We start from the raw sequence: 13571 nt of genomic DNA on the forward strand, positions 1-13571 counted from the left end.
CGACTTTCACCACTTTCGCCGAACGGGTGGACGTATGTCCACCAGAATTGACAGAAACGACGTGCCGGTCGTGTCGGGTGTCGTCGCCGGGGTCGCCGCATGGGTCGTCGGCTACGTGCTCACGTACGCCGTCACCGCCGGGTCGATACGGAACAGCCTCATCGGCCAGTTGCTCCAGAACAGCGACGGCGGGGGCGTTCCACAGGCGGTCGGACTCGTCTTCTACAACGCTCACTTCGTCCAGACGGTCGTGGAGGCCGGCTTCCTCGGCTCCTCGGCGGTGAGCTTCATCGGCGGCGAGAACGGCTTCACGCCCGTGTTGTACGTCGTGCCCGTCGTCGTCCTCCTCGCGGCAGGAGTCGCCGTGGCCGTGCAATCCGACGCGGACGACGCCGCCGCCGGCGCGAAGGCGGGCGGAACCGTCGCGGTCGGCTATCTCGTCGTCTCTGTCGTCGGCGTCTTCATCATGCAGGTCGGGTCGGGAAGCACTTCGGCCGCCCCGGACCTCGTGACGGGAATCGTCCTCGCTGGCGTTCTCTACCCGGCTATCGTGGGTGTTGTCGGCGGGGCGCTGGGCGGTGAACTCGTCGACAGATAGGTTACTGTCACTCGTGGGGACTGCGGAGATTCTCCTGCCGGAGTTCGTCTCTGGCGCGCCACGTTCGGGGACGGACCGCGACGACGAGTCCACAGGCGAACGCGACGGCGACCGTCGCGGTGACGACGTCCCCGGGCACCATACCGATGGCCGCGCTCGCCGGCCACGACACCGAACTGAACGCGGTGACGCGCACGACCCACGCGCCGTTGAGGATGGCGAACAGCGGGAGATACACCCGGCGCAGGCGGTGGGCGATAGCCTCCTCCGCGGAGATTTTCAGCGTCGGCTGGTGGTAGTCAGCCGCGAGTCGCTCACGCCAGCCGTCGGTCGGCTCGCGCGTCGGGTCCAAGCCGAGCGCCCAGACATTCCGCTGGAGCGTTCGGACCCGCGACCGCCACATATCGTACGCTCGATACCGGCGCGCCTCGATGACGAGAAACAGCCCGACAGCGAGATTTCCGATGAGCAGGACGTAGTGGGGGTTCGACTGAGTGGTGAACGCCCACGTCAGAATTGCGGCCAACAGCAGGACGGCCCAGTTGGTCGTCCGGTCGAGCCGCTCTCGCCACAGCTTCATGCGGTGAACCTCGCCGCGGTAGAGATGTGCCATCGCGCCGGAGGGACCCATCTCCGTATCGAGCAGCCCGCGACCGACACCGGGGTCAGCACCGCCGAGAGTGTCCTCGACGGCGTCGTCGGTTGCGTCGGTCATTCCGGATCGGGGGGTGTCGGCTCCGTCGACTCGCTCGCCCGGTCTTCGTACTTGTCGCGGAACTCAGCGATGAGCTGGCCGATCGTCGCGTACCAGTCGTTGAGCAGCCGCTGCATGTCGTCTGCAATCTCGTCTGGCGCGACCGGCGAGAACACGTCGTAGTAGCTGCCCGACTCGAAGCTCTCTCGATCCTTCTTGACGATGCCGGCATCGAGCAGCCGCTGGAGCGACCGGTAGGCGGTCGTGCGCTCGCGGTCGATTTCCTCCGCGAGTTCGTCGACGGTAAGCGGGTCGGCGGACTCGACGAGCAGCCGAAAGACGCGCCGGTCGAGGTCGTTGAGTCCGTGGAAACAGTCGAGTAACGACTCACACTCCAGGTCCTGTTCCAACATCGCGGCCATCGAGTCTGGCATTATCGAACCCCTCCGAGAGGGACGGCGAAAACGCTTGTGCGCGGCGTCATGCGCCCACCCCGTCGGGGTCGTCTGCTCGCACTACGTCGCGGAGCCACCCCTGCAGGTACGCGCCGGCGAACATTCCGGCGATGGCCCACAGAATCGGGAGGTTGCCGACGCCGAGACTCGCGTAGGCCGCGCCGGGACAGATACCCGACAGTCCCCAGCCGACGCCGAAAACCCCGCCGCCGAGCAGAACGTTCGAATCGAACGTCTTCAGCCGACGACCGTACGGGCGACCGGTGAGCGGGGCCCGCTTGCCTGATGTGACCGCGAGCGTCACCGTCACAGCCGTCACGGTCGCCGCACCGCCCATGACGAGCAGGAGCCCGAAGTCCTCGAACTGGAGGAAATCGAGCACGACCTCCGGGCGCGCCATCCCGCTGACGGCGAGTCCGACGCCGAAGACGAGTCCGCCGACGAACACCGCCGGCAGAAACAGCGGGTGCTGGTCGTGGTCGCTCACGGCGACACCCCCAGTGCCGCGACCAGTTGTGCGGTCCCGACTGCGACGGCGACGAAGGTGGCGACACCGACGAGCGAGGTACGCGACCCCGAGCCGATGCCACAGACGCCGTGGCCCGAGGTACACCCCTTCCCGAGTCGGGTGCCGACGCCGACGAGTAGCCCGCCGACGGCGAGTCGCCACGGCTGTACGTCCGTCGTCCACGGGCCGTCGCCGAGGGTGAAGGCGTACGCGGCCGCGCCGAGCACGATAGCGACGGAGAAGACGACACGCCAGTCCCGGGAGCCGCGGTATTTCTGGAACCGCGGCCGGTCGGAGGCGTACGAGAGCGTGGATTCGAGGAACGTGCTCGCGCCGGCGGGGATAGCCGTCGTCAGGTAGATGACCGCCGTCCCGAGACCGATGAGGACGCCGCCGACGAGATACGGAAGCCAGCCGTTGGGAAACAGCATCTCACTCACCCGCCGCGCAGTTGTTCGGGCCGAGTTCCATCGTGAACGCGTCCTCGACGCTCGGGGTCGTCGCTCCGAGGTTGGCCGCGATGATCTCCTGGTAGTTCGCCGGGCGTGGCGGCATGTTCGCGAGCACGCGGTCGACGAACGTCTCTTTATTCACGCCGAGCAGCGGCAGTCGGTCGACCACACTGGCGAGCGTGGCCAGATGGGCACCGTCCTCGCGGGCGGTCTCCGCGTCGCCGAAGTGTGCCGGCCCGACCAGCGTGTCCTCGGGAAGCGTGAGCAGTCGGTCGTGGAGGGTGTCGTACAGCTGCTCGGCCGCGGCGCGTGCACCCTCGTCGCCGTCTTCGAGGTCGGGACGGGCGACGCTGTCCAGGAACAGCGTGTCGCCGGTGAGCGCGAGGTGGTCGTCGACGCGGTAGGTCGTCATGCCGGAGGTGTGGCCCGGCGTCGGGCGCACGGCGACGGTTGCTCCACCCACCGTGAGCGTATCACCACCGTCGACCGTGCGCATCGCGTCGGCGTCGACGACGCCACGAGCCGCGGCAGCAGCGGGAATAATCATCGCTGCGCCGGTCGCGTCGGCGAGGTCGCGCAGCCCGCTCACGTGGTCCGCGTGGATGTGCGTGTCGAGCACGTACTCGATGCTCGCGTCGAGGTCGTTGGCGTGGGCGACGTAGCGGTCGGTGAACGCGCGCAGCGGGTCGACGACGGCAGCCTCGCCCTCGCTCACAATCATGTACGCGAGACAGCCCGAGGAGGGGCGGCGGTACTGGCGCACGAGCGTCCCGGACGGCAGTTCGATGTCGGTGTGCTCGTACAGCCGCGCCCAGCCGCGCATCCCGTCTTCGAGGTGGGAGGTATCGTAGCCCGCGTCGGCGAGCAGTTCCGCGACGAACTCGCTGGATTTCCCCTTCGCACAGACCACGACCACCGGCTCGTCGGTCGGCACGTCCGCTACGAGGTCGGCGTCGAAACCGTCGAGGAACTCGAAGTACGGGACGTTCACCGTGCGGACGGTCGGCCCGTCGATGTGCCACGTCTCGTACTCCGATTCCGCTCGCGTGTCAAGTAGAGTTACGGATTCGCCGGCGTCGATGCGCGCTTTCAGCTCGGCGGGCGTCGTCGGGACGATTTCGGCGTCCGTCTCCGGAAACATCGGTTTGCTCATACCCCCATTCGTGGGTTCGTCTTCAAAAGGATTGCGTTAGTATTGCAACTACTATGCAATCAGTAGAAGAGTAGAAGCTCGCCGATGTAGCCTGAGAGAGATAGATATGGGCAGCAGAGGCTAATTTAATCCATTATAGTGCAGTGTAGCCGATTTGCCGGTGTGCAGTCGCCCAGAGTGGGTTGCACGACAGGCGAAGGTCTCTTGTCGCGCCGCACCTGATTGCAGTTCGATTGCAACCCATGACGGACACTCCGACGGAGACACTCGACGTGAAAGGTGAAGCCTGCCCGATGCCGGTCGTCAAGACGAAGCAGTCGGTCGACGACCTCGGTGCCGGTGAGGTGCTGGAAGTGCACGCGACTGACTCGGGAAGCGTGAGCGATATCGACGGCTGGGCGGCGGGCACGCCCGGCGTCACCCTCGTCGACCAGGCCGAGACGGACGACGGCGGCGAGACGGTGTACGTCCACCGGGTGCGCGTCGAATGAGCACCGCATCGAGCGAGGCGAGCGAACGAATCGCACAGTTGGAAGCGCGCATCGAGGAGCTGGAAGCCGAGGACACGGGCGACGAACGGTCGATGGTCATCGTCGCCACGCAGGGCACCCTCGACATGGCGTACCCACCCCTGATTCTCGCGTCGACGGCCGCGGCCTTCGACTGGGACGTGACGGTGTTTCACACCTTCTGGGGGCTGGACATTCTCCACGAGGACCACGCCGAGAATCTCCAGTTGAGCGCGGTCGGCAATCCGAGCATGCCGATGCCGAACGCCGTCGCCGCCCTCCCGGGAATGGACCGGCTCGCCACGGCGATGATGGAGCGGAAGATTGCGGACAACGACGTGGCGACGGTCGAGGAGCTGCTCGACACCTCCATCGCGATGGGCGTCGAGCTACAGGCGTGTCAGATGACCATCGACCTGATGGGCTACGACGAGGAGCGCTTCCACGACGGCGTCACCGTCGGCGTCGGCGCGGCGACAGCGCTCTCGCGCATGGCTGACGCCGACGTGCAACTGCTCGTATGAACCGCGGGCTACTTCGGCCCGCGCGTGGAGGGGTGTGATATGGGCCACCACACGTTCGACGCCGAGAGAGCCGCCACGCTCGAAGACGCCGGCCGCCGCTACCGGTACGTCTCCCGTGAGGAACTGCTCTGGAAGCTCGCGCTCGACGGCACGGAGACGGTCGCGGACCTCGGGAGCGGCACCGGCTTCTACACCGACGACGTGGCGGCCCACGCCGGCCACGTCTACGGGGTCGACATCCAGCCGGCGATGCACGACTTCTACCGGCAGAAATCCCTACCCGACAACGTGGAGCTACTCGAGTCGGACGTGGCGACGCTTCCCGTCAGAGACGACGCGCTCGATGCTGCGGTTTCGACGATGACGTACCACGAGTTCGCGAGCGACGACGCGCTCGCGGAGCTCGCGCGGACGATTCGGCCGGCGGGACGGCTCGTCGTCGCCGACTGGTCGGCCGACGGCGAGGGCGAGGCGGGGCCGCCGCTCGCGGAGCGGTACGACCTCGATGCCGTCACGACCGCGCTCACCGCGGCCGGCTTCGAGATGGAGTTGGCCGCCGACCGGCCGGAGACGCTGTTCGTCGCCGCGGTTCGAGAGGAGTAGGGTTAGTCGTCTGCGGGGGCCTGAGTACCGGCGTAGCCGACGTCGATTTCGCCGGCGTCGAGTTCGGCCTCGATTTCGCGGGCGGCCTGCACCATGTTCTCCATCTTCCCGTAGGCGACCTCGCGGGGGAGGAGCTTCAGCCCGCAGTCGGGGCTGACGGTGAGTCGCTGTGGCGGAACGACCTCGAAGCCCTTCTTGATGTTCTCCTTGATTTCGGCGACGGACTCGACCTCGGCGACGTGGGCGTCCACGACACCGAGCGCGAGGTCCTTCGTGAACTCGTCGGCGGTGAACACGTCCAGCTGCTCGTAGTTCCCGTTCGCGAGCTCGAGGTCGTACTCGTCGACGGGGTACTCCAGCATCTCGGGGTAGATGCGCGAGTAGTCGCCGTAACAGACGTGGAGTCCGATGCGAACGTCGTCGGGGATGCCCGCGACGATGTGTTCGAGACACTCGCCGACGATGGCGTGGTCGTCTGGCGTGGTCGCGAGCGCCGGCTCGTCAATCTGGATGTAGCGTGCGCCGGCGTCGACGAGTCGCTCGATTTCCTCGTTCACGAGGTCGGCGAGGTCGTACGCGAGCTCCTCCTCGCTCTCGTAGGCCTCGTTGAACGCCCAGTTCGCGAGCGTGTACGGGCCGGTAATCGGCACCTTCACCGGGCGGTCGGTGACGCCGGTCGTGAACTCGAACTCGTCGACCAGCCACGGCTCGTCGTATTCGACCTCCTCGGCGACGGAGGGCTTGTCGAAGTAGTTGTGGCCCCACACCTTCACCGGGCCGTTGAACTCGTAGCCGTCGATGCGGTGGGCGAAGAACTCGACCATCTCGTTGCGGCGCATCTCGCCGTCGACCACGGCGTCGAGTCCGGCGCGCTCGTGCTCGTTCGTGATGAGCCGGCAGGCGTCGTCGTGGGCCTCGTCGAGGTGGTCGTGGTCGAAGTCATACTCCTCGTCGTCGGTCAGCTCCTCGGCGCGGTTCAGCCACTTCGGCTTCGGATACGAGCCGACGACGGTGGTGAGGAGGAAGCTGTCTGTCGGGTGGTTCGGCGGTCGGAACTGTGCTCGGTTGTCGCTCATTGTGTCACCTCTTCGAGGTCCGCGGCGTTCGCAAGCGTCTCTGCCTTCGCTTCGGCCTTGTTGACGGGCAGATAGAACAGCTCGGTGTTGCTCGTCAGGTAGGCGGTGTCGAACTCCTGGGCCGGGATCTGGGCGTCGAACCACTCGAACCGCTCGCGGACGGTCTCCGGGTCCTCGAGCAGCGTGTTCTGTCCGTCGACGACGCCGAGTGCGACGGAGTCCTTCGTCCCGTACTCCTGGACGTTGTAGACGTTCTGCTCGTGGTTCGCGATGAGGTCGAACCCGATGGCGTCGACGTCGGCGTCCATCAGGTGGGCGTACACCTTCTCGTCGAGGGCGCCGTAGAACGGGTGGACGACGACCTCGGCGTCGGTCGCCTCGGCCACGGCGTCGATAGCCTCGCTGGCGAGCGCGTCGAAGCCGTCCTCGGGGGCGTCCTCCACGAGCGACGGTTCGAGCAGGAACAGCGTCTCGTGGGCCGGGAACTCGGCCACCTCGCCCGCGAGGAACTCTGCGACCGCGTTCAGGAACGCCGACCGGTCGGGGTAGTGTTCGTTCGTCGCGAGTTCGGCGAGCGTGTACGGTCCCGGGAGGACGGCCTGCAGGTCGTCGGTCAGCTCCGCGGCCGCCTCCAGTTCCGCTGCCACGTCACCGCTCGGCGTGAGGTCGTCTGCGACCACCGGCTCGCGGTAGAAGTTGTTGTTGTCGTAGTAGCGGACGATACCGCGGGTCTCCACGTTGTCGTGGACCGTCAGCGGGTGCGCGAGCATGTCGTCCCACCGACCCTGGCCTTCGGTGACGCGGTCGAGTCCAGCGTCACTCTGCGTCTCGACGAGTTCCTCGCGTACGTCGCCGTACGTCTCGGCCAGCTCGCCCGTCTCGTCGCCGGCGATGAGGTCGGACTTCTGGTGGCCCTTCAGGTCAGACAGCCGGTCTTTCGCCCAGTCGGGGAGGGGAAACAGCCCCGGCGTCGTCGCGACTAGTTCCGTCATTACGAACACGTGGACATACCGCGGCTTAATATTTCCGAAGCGTTCTAATGCTTCTTAGTAATTTCGAGGATGGCGAGCCGCTCGAACGGGAACGACTCCTCCCTGGCCGTCTCTGCGGCGAGGTTACGCTCGGCGGCGTAGCCCGCGACCGCCTCGATGTCCGTCAGCGTCGAGACGAGCAGGAAGACGACGCCCTCGGGGGTTAGTACGCGAGCAACGTCGTCGAGGAACGACTCGATGACCGCACGGCCGGTCTCACCGCCCGTGAGCGCGCGTTCCATCCAGTCGTCGCGCTCGGCCGCCTCGTCGCGCGGGAGATACGGCGGATTGAACGTCACGGCGTCGAACGTCTCGGCGTCGAACGGACGCGTACAGTCCCCTCGGACCACGTCGAGCGAGATGGCCTCTTCGCGGGCGTTGTCACGCGCCTGCCGACAAGCATGGGGATTCACGTCGCTGGCGACGACACTTGCCGCGGTTTCGCTAGCGATTCGCCCGGCGACGTAGCCAGACCCCGTCCCGACATCGAGGACGCGGTCAGAATCGTCGACGGACTCGACGGCCACGTCCGCGAGCAGCTTCGAGTCCTCCGCGGGCTGGTACACCGCCGTCTCCATCCCGCGCTGGTCGGCCAAGTCACCCATTATGATCACTCGCCTCGTCTGGGGTGTCTCCGGCGTCGGACGAGTCCGCATCGACGGAGCGCACGTCCAGCCCGCCGGTGTGTTCACGCCCCGAGAGCACGCGCTGCGGGAACGGAATCGCGATGTCGTGCTCCTCGAAGGCCTGCTTGACGGCCTCCATCACGGCGTTTTGGGCGGCCCACTTCTTCTGTATCGTCGGGTCCGAAATCCAAAATCGGAGGTTCAGCGTGACCGCGCTGTCGCCGAACTCCTTGACGACGACCTCCGGTTCGGGCCCGTCCATCAGCATCTCGATGTCGTCCATCGCCTCGGTCGCGATGCGGCAGGCCTCGGGCACGTCGGTGTCGTAGTCGACCCCCACGTCCGTCTGCACGCGGAGTCGCTCGTTGCGCGACCGGTTCGTAATCGCCGAGTCGGTGATCTGGTCGTTGGGTATCATCACCATCTCGTCGTCGAACGTCTGGAGTCGCGTGTTGACGATGGAGATGTCGGTGACGACGCCCTCGTTGTCGTCGATTTCGACCCAGTCGCCCACCTCGAACGGGCGCGAAAAGAGGAGGACGAAGCCGGCGAGGACGGCCCCGAGCGTCTGGCGGGCGGCCAGTCCGAGCACCACACCGAGTGCGCTCGCGGACAACAGGAGGTTCTGTGCCGGAATCCCGTACAGCGTGAGCGAGAACAACACCGCGGGGATGAACAGCACAATCTGGACGAGGTGGTGGAGCACCTCCCGCTGGTGGGAGGTGATGGCGTTGCGACTCTCGCCGACCCGGATGAATCGCTTTGCGACCCGCGTCGCCGTGTAGGTGATGCTCAACGCGACGAGGACGATGAACAGTCGCACCCCGGCGACGGGTGACGGGCTGACGCTGTCGAGTGCGAGTCTGACCGCCGGCGTCCGTCGCCAGACCACGACGAGCACGCCGGCAGAACAGATGCTCAACAGCGTCGCGACCGCCACCTGAAGCCCCTCGGCACCGTCGTCCGTGAGCCGCCGCTTCAACAGCGGGCCGGACCGATAGACGAGATACGTACCGAGCAGGAAGCCAGCGAGCGCGACGAGGCTGACGAGATACTGCATCGGCCGCGTCGGTGCGAGCGTGTCCGCGAGTTCAAGCGCGAACTCCGACGGCTCCGGCGGCGTCCCCGGCGTCGGCGTGGCCGTCGACTGGCCCGCCATCACCGACCGACCTCCCACGCGACCGTGGCGAGTTCGGCGAACTCGGCGGGCGTCACGTTGCCGGCTCGCTTCGAGAGCAGCGTCTCGTCGGCGGCGTCGACGACGGCGTCACCGTCTGCCAGCCCGGAGATGTGGGTCGTGTTTCTGATCGCGTTGCGCATCGTCTTCCGGCGCTGGGTGAAACACGCGGTCACGAAATCCAAGAAGAACTGGTCGTCGGGCACCGCGTACTCGGGGTCGCGCGGCGTACACCGGACGATGGCGCTCTCGACGCGGGGCTGTGGATCGAACGCCTCCTTCGGGACGGTCTCGACCAACGCCACGTCGGCGTAGTGGCCCGCGGTGACGGAGAGCCGGCCGTACTCGTCGGTGCCGGCGTCGGCGGCCATCCGCGCCGCGAACTCGTACTGGAACATCAAGACGAGCGGGCGCTTCTCGGGGAGGAGCCGGAAGGCGAGTTCCGAGGAGACGCCGTAGGGGAGATTCGAAACGCAGGCCGAAAACTCGGGGAGGGACACGTCGAGCGCGTCGCCCTCGACGACGGTCAGCCGCCCGGCGTCGACGGCGTCGGCGAACTCCCGGCGGAGAAACGCCGCCAGGTCGGGGTCGCGCTCCACGACGGTGACGTGTTCGCCCGCGACGAGCAGCCGGTCGGTCAACGCGCCCGTGCCGCCGCCGATTTCGAGGACGTGACTGGTGTCGGCGTCCGCGGGGAGGTGCGTCGGTATTCGATCGAGCACCCGGTCGTCGACGAGGAAATGCTGGTCGAACTCCGGGTCACCCCGCTTCGCCCGGCGAATGAGGGCGTCCGGGTCGCGATACTCAGGGTCGGTCACTACCCGTGGGTTTGCGGGCGGCGGAGAAAAGCCTTCACGAGTCGGCTCACTCGGCGACGAAGATGCGGTACTTCAGGTCGTCCTCGCGAAGCTCTTCGAGGATGCGGTCGATTATGGTCTGTTTCGGGTCGTGAAGTCCCGAGACCCGGTCTGACACCTCTTCGAACGACTCGAACGGCTTGCGCTTTCGCTCGTCGAGGATGTCGTTGCGGAGCTTCTTGCCGATGCCAGGGAAGAGATTCAGCTGGTGGAGCCGAATCGTGATTGGTTGCGCCTCGTTGTAGTAGTCGACGAACCGGCGTTCTTCCTCCTCGATGAGGTCCTCGATGACGTACGCCAGTTCCGACTGCGCGCCCCCCGAGAGGTCGTCGTACTCGACGCGTCGGCTGCGTTTCACGTCGTCGCTCTGGTCGTCAGCCGGCGCGAGCGTGAGTTCGTTGCCGACGAGCACGTGGGCGTCGTCCGTCAGCGTTAGCTCGTACAACCGGAACGCGTCGGTGTCGAGTCCGTACGCGATGGGCGTCGCCTGCGATGGCGGGCGATTGTCCGACGGAAGACCGTTCGGAAGCACGTCCAGCGTGACCACGTCGATACGGTCGCCGGACGACTCGCTGTCGGCGTTACTCATACTGGTTTGTACGGCAACGGTGTATTTAAAATCCGCCGCCCTCAGGCGTACTGCGAGACGACGTTGAGCACGTCGTCGAGTTCGTCGCCGGACAGCGAGTAGCGCTCCTGTGCGTAGATGGACCGCAGTTCCGCACGGTCCTCGGGAAGTAAGTCGGCGATTTTGTAGGCGGTCGCCTCGGACACCTTCTCCAGCTCCAGCAGGTCCGCGACGAGCGCGCGCGAGTCCTCGGCCGAGAGGTCACCGAACCGGTTGGCGTGTTCGATTGCACGCGCCAGCTCGTAGGGCATCTCGGGGCTGTCCTCGCCGGACCGCTCCTCCTCGATGACTTCGAGTTCCTCTTTCACCTCGCTGGTGGTGAGATACTCCTCGTCGACGATCTCCTTGAAGATGGTCATCGGGTTACTCCTGCCGGCGGAGATGTGCCGGACTCGAGATGAGCGTCTTCTCCTTGCCGCCGTCGGTGATGAGCACCTTGTACGCGCGGCCCTGCGACCCCTCGATTTCGCCGGTCTGCCCGTCGAAGCGCGGGTGGAAGCGGCCCTTGTGGACCGACGGGTCGATTTTGAGATGGACCTTCTCGCCGGCCTCGTACTCCTCGACCGAGCGCCGTGGCGGGGAGGTGCCGCGCTCTCGGGGCTTGTTCTTGAGTTTGTTCCGCGTACCGTGGAGGGGTCCGTTGGAACTTGGCATTGTCGTACCCCACGGTAACCCGGTCAGCGTTATAAAACGTGCGTTCCGCCCCGGCCGCGCCGCTGGCGGACGAAACGACGCAAAAACGCAGCGAGCGAAGCTACAGTCGACCCTGCGACTCGACTTCGAGCGACTCGACGCCCTCGACGGTCGAGAACGCCTCCTCAACGGCACCGCTGCCGCCGGCGTCGTCGGGGACGATGACGGTCGGCAAGAGTGCGACGAGACCGAAGGCCACGTCCTCGCGCTGGAACCCGTTGATTTTCGCGCCTTCCGGGAGCGACTGCTCGAGTCGGTCCTGGAGCGCGTCGAGGTCCACGTCGGGGCTTTGCGGCATGACCTTCATTTTGACAGCGACCTGTCCCATCGTTACGGCCCCGTGAACCCGCAGTCCGGGCACTCGTAGAGGTTGCTCTGTTTGCGACACGTCGCACAGCGGAAAATCTCACAGCCACAGTCCGGACAGTCGAACCGGGCGGCCGCCGTGCCGGAGATGTTGATTCCACAGGAGACGCACTTGCGTGCGCGCTTCTGCTCGGTTTCGCTCATACTCACGCGTCGGTGTGCGCGCGGTTTAACCTTTGTCAAAAGGGGCGATTACGAGCCTGGCAGGATATCACCCAACGCCGCGCCGATGGACATCGGCACGAACGCGACGGTCGTCGTCGCGACCGCGAGCAGCGGCGACCCCCACTCGATTCGCCCCCATCCGGTCAGCCCGAGCGCCGCGACGAGAAACGTCACGCCACAGATGCCGACCATCCGACGGGGCACGATACCGAAGAACGGCTGGTGGACGCGCACGTCCTGGAAGTCGGCGACGTAGACGATACCGTAGACGATAGCGACGGCCACGGCAATCGTCGCGAGGAGCTGAAGCGGTCTGGTCGCGAGGTAGCTACCGACCTCGTTGGTCCCCCCTTCCACGAACATCGGGATTCCGAACACGAGCGAGCCGATGGCCGCCTCCGAGAGGTCGGTCCGGTCGAAGCCCACGATGACGTTTCCGCGGCCGCGGGGCTGGAGTTCCGTCACCTGCTCCATCAGTTCGCCGACGTGCTCGCGGGTCGCCGGGTCCACCCGGTCGTGGAGCTCCTCCAACTCGTCGATGATGTCGGCGTGGTCGGAATCCGAGTCGCTCATCTACTTGACCGGCTCGCCGTCCTCCCAGACGTAGAACCCTTCGCCGCTTTTCTTCCCGAGCTTGCCGGCGCGGACCTTCCGCTTGAGCACCTGTGGCGGCTTGAACCGCTCGCCCAGCTCTTCGCGCAGATACTCCAAGATGTCGAGCCGCACGTCGAGTCCGACCACGTCCGTCAGTTCGAGCGGCCCCATCGGATGCCGATACCCCAACTCCATCGCGGCGTCGATGTCGGCCGGGGCCGCGACGCCGGACTCGACCATGCGCATCGCCTCACAGCCGAGCGCGACACCCAGCCGCGAGGAGGCGAATCCGGGCGTGTCGGTGACCGTCACGGCCTCTTTGCCGATGTCGGCGACGAACGACTCCGCTCTGTCGCGGGTCGCCTCGCTCGTCCGTTCGCCGAGGACGACCTCGACTAACCCCATGATGTACGCGGGGTTGAAGAAGTGGAGTCCGACGCCCCGACTCGGGTCGTCGAGACAGTCCATCACGCTCGTCACGGACAGCGAAGAGGTGTTCGTGCCGACGAGCGCGTCGTCGGCGAGCACCGGGTCGACCTCGGAGAGGACGGCGTGTTTCAGCTCGATGTCCTCGGGGACGGCCTCGACGGCCAGCTCCGCACCGGCGAGCGCATCGAGTTCGGTCGTGGTCGTGAGCCGGTCGAGCGCGGCGTCACGTTCCGCGCCCGTGAGCTTCTCGCGGTCGACGCTCCCGTCGAGATTGCTCGCGACGTGGTCGCGCGCCTCCCCGAGCACGGACTCGTCTACGTCTCGCAGCGTTACCTCGTGGCCGGCGACGGCACAGACGTGTGCGATATCGCGGCCCATCGTTCCGGCACCGAGTACGGCGACGTGCATACCGGCCCGTCACGGCGAGGGGGAA

21 protein-coding genes are annotated in these 13571 nt (G+C 66.4%); 4 read left to right on the top strand and 17 right to left on the bottom strand.

Annotated elements, in window-relative coordinates; translation table 11 throughout:
- Window positions 1-34 precede the first annotated feature (34 nt).
- Window positions 35-598 (top strand): hypothetical protein, encoded by a 564-nt coding sequence (locus DM818_RS00965; protein WP_075936114.1) that lies wholly within the window; start codon window positions 35-37, stop codon window positions 596-598.
- A gap of 7 nt (window positions 599-605) precedes the next feature.
- Here the strand turns inward: DM818_RS00965 and DM818_RS00970 are convergent, their stop codons facing one another.
- The 5 genes from DM818_RS00970 to DM818_RS00990 are packed head-to-tail and all read right to left on the bottom strand — an operon-like array spanning window position 606 to window position 3860.
- Window positions 606-1313, bottom strand: coding sequence for a DUF2270 domain-containing protein (locus DM818_RS00970; RefSeq protein ID WP_123123995.1), 708 nt, complete (start codon window positions 1311-1313; stop codon window positions 606-608).
- Window positions 1310-1726, bottom strand: coding sequence for a helix-turn-helix domain-containing protein (locus DM818_RS00975; RefSeq protein ID WP_123123994.1), 417 nt, complete (start codon window positions 1724-1726; stop codon window positions 1310-1312). The genes DM818_RS00970 and DM818_RS00975 overlap by 4 nt, the downstream gene beginning before the upstream one ends.
- Window positions 1727-1772: 46 nt before the next feature.
- Entirely contained in the window at window positions 1773-2234 is a 462-nt protein-coding gene (locus tag DM818_RS00980) for a DUF6691 family protein (RefSeq protein WP_075936111.1), read from the bottom strand.
- Window positions 2231-2686, bottom strand: coding sequence for a YeeE/YedE family protein (locus DM818_RS00985; protein WP_075938371.1), 456 nt, complete (start codon window positions 2684-2686; stop codon window positions 2231-2233). Before DM818_RS00985 ends, DM818_RS00980 begins: the two co-directional genes overlap by 4 nt.
- A gap of 1 nt (window position 2687) precedes the next feature.
- Complete coding sequence (locus DM818_RS00990) at window positions 2688-3860, bottom strand: MBL fold metallo-hydrolase (RefSeq protein ID WP_153952210.1); 1173 nt, start codon at window positions 3858-3860, stop codon at window positions 2688-2690.
- 242 nt (window positions 3861-4102) lie between these two features.
- Here DM818_RS00990 and DM818_RS00995 point away from each other — a divergent pair, with 242 nt between their 5' ends.
- The 3 genes from DM818_RS00995 to DM818_RS01005 are packed head-to-tail and all read left to right on the top strand — an operon-like array spanning window position 4103 to window position 5496.
- Window positions 4103-4351: a sulfurtransferase TusA family protein gene (locus DM818_RS00995; protein ID WP_075936109.1), complete on the top strand. Its 249-nt coding sequence runs from the start codon at window positions 4103-4105 to the stop codon at window positions 4349-4351.
- Complete coding sequence (locus tag DM818_RS01000) at window positions 4348-4893, top strand: DsrE/DsrF/DrsH-like family protein (protein ID WP_075936108.1); 546 nt, start codon at window positions 4348-4350, stop codon at window positions 4891-4893. The genes DM818_RS00995 and DM818_RS01000 overlap by 4 nt, the downstream gene beginning before the upstream one ends.
- A gap of 39 nt (window positions 4894-4932) precedes the next feature.
- Window positions 4933-5496 (top strand): class I SAM-dependent methyltransferase, encoded by a 564-nt coding sequence (locus tag DM818_RS01005; protein WP_075936107.1) that lies wholly within the window; start codon window positions 4933-4935, stop codon window positions 5494-5496.
- A gap of 2 nt (window positions 5497-5498) precedes the next feature.
- Here the strand turns inward: DM818_RS01005 and DM818_RS01010 are convergent, their stop codons facing one another.
- The 12 genes from DM818_RS01010 to DM818_RS01065 all read right to left on the bottom strand — a co-directional run bounded on the left by DM818_RS01010 (window position 5499) and on the right by DM818_RS01065 (window position 13546).
- Window positions 5499-6572, bottom strand: a complete 1074-nt coding sequence (locus DM818_RS01010) for a methionine synthase (RefSeq protein WP_075936106.1) — start codon at window positions 6570-6572, stop codon at window positions 5499-5501.
- Window positions 6569-7564 carry a 5-methyltetrahydropteroyltriglutamate--homocysteine methyltransferase gene (locus DM818_RS01015; RefSeq protein ID WP_075936105.1) on the bottom strand — a complete coding sequence of 332 codons (996 nt, stop codon included), beginning with the start codon at window positions 7562-7564 and terminating at the stop codon, window positions 6569-6571. The genes DM818_RS01010 and DM818_RS01015 overlap by 4 nt, the downstream gene beginning before the upstream one ends.
- 44 nt (window positions 7565-7608) lie before the next feature.
- A complete protein-coding gene (locus DM818_RS01020; RefSeq protein WP_075936104.1) occupies window positions 7609-8208 on the bottom strand; it encodes a HemK2/MTQ2 family protein methyltransferase in 600 nt (199 codons plus the stop codon).
- Window positions 8201-9388 carry a mechanosensitive ion channel family protein gene (locus DM818_RS01025; RefSeq protein WP_079988826.1) on the bottom strand — a complete coding sequence of 396 codons (1188 nt, stop codon included), beginning with the start codon at window positions 9386-9388 and terminating at the stop codon, window positions 8201-8203. Before DM818_RS01025 ends, DM818_RS01020 begins: the two co-directional genes overlap by 8 nt.
- Window positions 9388-10224 (bottom strand): 16S ribosomal RNA methyltransferase A, encoded by an 837-nt coding sequence (locus DM818_RS01030; RefSeq protein ID WP_123123992.1) that lies wholly within the window; start codon window positions 10222-10224, stop codon window positions 9388-9390. The genes DM818_RS01025 and DM818_RS01030 overlap by 1 nt, the downstream gene beginning before the upstream one ends.
- Window positions 10225-10270: 46 nt before the next feature.
- Window positions 10271-10852 (bottom strand): DUF655 domain-containing protein, encoded by a 582-nt coding sequence (locus DM818_RS01035; RefSeq protein ID WP_075936102.1) that lies wholly within the window; start codon window positions 10850-10852, stop codon window positions 10271-10273.
- 41 nt (window positions 10853-10893) lie between these two features.
- Complete coding sequence (locus tag DM818_RS01040; RefSeq protein WP_075936101.1) at window positions 10894-11250, bottom strand: RNA polymerase Rpb4 family protein; 357 nt, start codon at window positions 11248-11250, stop codon at window positions 10894-10896.
- Window positions 11251-11254: 4 nt separating this feature from the next.
- Window positions 11255-11545, bottom strand: a complete 291-nt coding sequence (locus tag DM818_RS01045; RefSeq protein ID WP_075936100.1) for a 50S ribosomal protein L21e — start codon at window positions 11543-11545, stop codon at window positions 11255-11257.
- 100 nt (window positions 11546-11645) lie between these two features.
- A complete protein-coding gene (locus tag DM818_RS01050; RefSeq protein ID WP_075936099.1) occupies window positions 11646-11912 on the bottom strand; it encodes an elongation factor 1-beta in 267 nt (88 codons plus the stop codon).
- A gap of 2 nt (window positions 11913-11914) precedes the next feature.
- A complete protein-coding gene (locus tag DM818_RS01055) occupies window positions 11915-12094 on the bottom strand; it encodes an HVO_2753 family zinc finger protein (RefSeq protein WP_075936098.1) in 180 nt (59 codons plus the stop codon).
- Between the two features lie 48 nt (window positions 12095-12142).
- On the bottom strand, window positions 12143-12688 hold the full coding sequence (locus tag DM818_RS01060) for a DUF2391 family protein (protein ID WP_075936097.1): 546 nt from the start codon (window positions 12686-12688) through the stop codon (window positions 12143-12145).
- Complete coding sequence (locus tag DM818_RS01065; protein WP_075936096.1) at window positions 12689-13546, bottom strand: 3-hydroxyacyl-CoA dehydrogenase family protein; 858 nt, start codon at window positions 13544-13546, stop codon at window positions 12689-12691.
- Window positions 13547-13571: the final 25 nt, after the last annotated feature.

This window comes from Halosegnis longus (genome assembly GCF_009663395.1).
In the GTDB taxonomy this organism is placed as follows: domain Archaea; phylum Halobacteriota; class Halobacteria; order Halobacteriales; family Haloarculaceae; genus Halosegnis; species Halosegnis longus.

What these genes read in the sequence shown, in the direction of transcription:
- DM818_RS00970 (WP_123123995.1), bottom strand. Translation starts at nt 1,313, where the DNA reads ATGACCGACGCAACCGACGACGCCGTCGAGGACACTCTCGGCGGTGCT.
- DM818_RS01055 (WP_075936098.1), bottom strand. Translation starts at nt 12,094, where the DNA reads ATGAGCGAAACCGAGCAGAAGCGCGCACGCAAGTGCGTCTCCTGTGGA.
- DM818_RS00975 (WP_123123994.1), bottom strand. Translation starts at nt 1,726, where the DNA reads ATGCCAGACTCGATGGCCGCGATGTTGGAACAGGACCTGGAGTGTGAG.
- DM818_RS01010 (WP_075936106.1), bottom strand. Translation starts at nt 6,572, where the DNA reads ATGAGCGACAACCGAGCACAGTTCCGACCGCCGAACCACCCGACAGAC.
- DM818_RS00990 (WP_153952210.1), bottom strand. Translation starts at nt 3,860, where the DNA reads ATGAGCAAACCGATGTTTCCGGAGACGGACGCCGAAATCGTCCCGACG.
- DM818_RS01060 (WP_075936097.1), bottom strand. Translation starts at nt 12,688, where the DNA reads ATGAGCGACTCGGATTCCGACCACGCCGACATCATCGACGAGTTGGAG.
- DM818_RS00965 (WP_075936114.1), top strand. Translation starts at nt 35, where the DNA reads ATGTCCACCAGAATTGACAGAAACGACGTGCCGGTCGTGTCGGGTGTC.
- DM818_RS01065 (WP_075936096.1), bottom strand. Translation starts at nt 13,546, where the DNA reads ATGCACGTCGCCGTACTCGGTGCCGGAACGATGGGCCGCGATATCGCA.
- DM818_RS01020 (WP_075936104.1), bottom strand. Translation starts at nt 8,208, where the DNA reads ATGGGTGACTTGGCCGACCAGCGCGGGATGGAGACGGCGGTGTACCAG.
- DM818_RS01015 (WP_075936105.1), bottom strand. Translation starts at nt 7,564, where the DNA reads ATGACGGAACTAGTCGCGACGACGCCGGGGCTGTTTCCCCTCCCCGAC.
- DM818_RS01050 (WP_075936099.1), bottom strand. Translation starts at nt 11,912, where the DNA reads ATGGGACAGGTCGCTGTCAAAATGAAGGTCATGCCGCAAAGCCCCGAC.
- DM818_RS00985 (WP_075938371.1), bottom strand. Translation starts at nt 2,686, where the DNA reads ATGCTGTTTCCCAACGGCTGGCTTCCGTATCTCGTCGGCGGCGTCCTC.
- DM818_RS01040 (WP_075936101.1), bottom strand. Translation starts at nt 11,250, where the DNA reads ATGACCATCTTCAAGGAGATCGTCGACGAGGAGTATCTCACCACCAGC.
- DM818_RS00995 (WP_075936109.1), top strand. Translation starts at nt 4,103, where the DNA reads ATGACGGACACTCCGACGGAGACACTCGACGTGAAAGGTGAAGCCTGC.
- DM818_RS01045 (WP_075936100.1), bottom strand. Translation starts at nt 11,545, where the DNA reads ATGCCAAGTTCCAACGGACCCCTCCACGGTACGCGGAACAAACTCAAG.
- DM818_RS01035 (WP_075936102.1), bottom strand. Translation starts at nt 10,852, where the DNA reads ATGAGTAACGCCGACAGCGAGTCGTCCGGCGACCGTATCGACGTGGTC.
- DM818_RS01000 (WP_075936108.1), top strand. Translation starts at nt 4,348, where the DNA reads ATGAGCACCGCATCGAGCGAGGCGAGCGAACGAATCGCACAGTTGGAA.
- DM818_RS01005 (WP_075936107.1), top strand. Translation starts at nt 4,933, where the DNA reads ATGGGCCACCACACGTTCGACGCCGAGAGAGCCGCCACGCTCGAAGAC.
- DM818_RS01025 (WP_079988826.1), bottom strand. Translation starts at nt 9,388, where the DNA reads ATGGCGGGCCAGTCGACGGCCACGCCGACGCCGGGGACGCCGCCGGAG.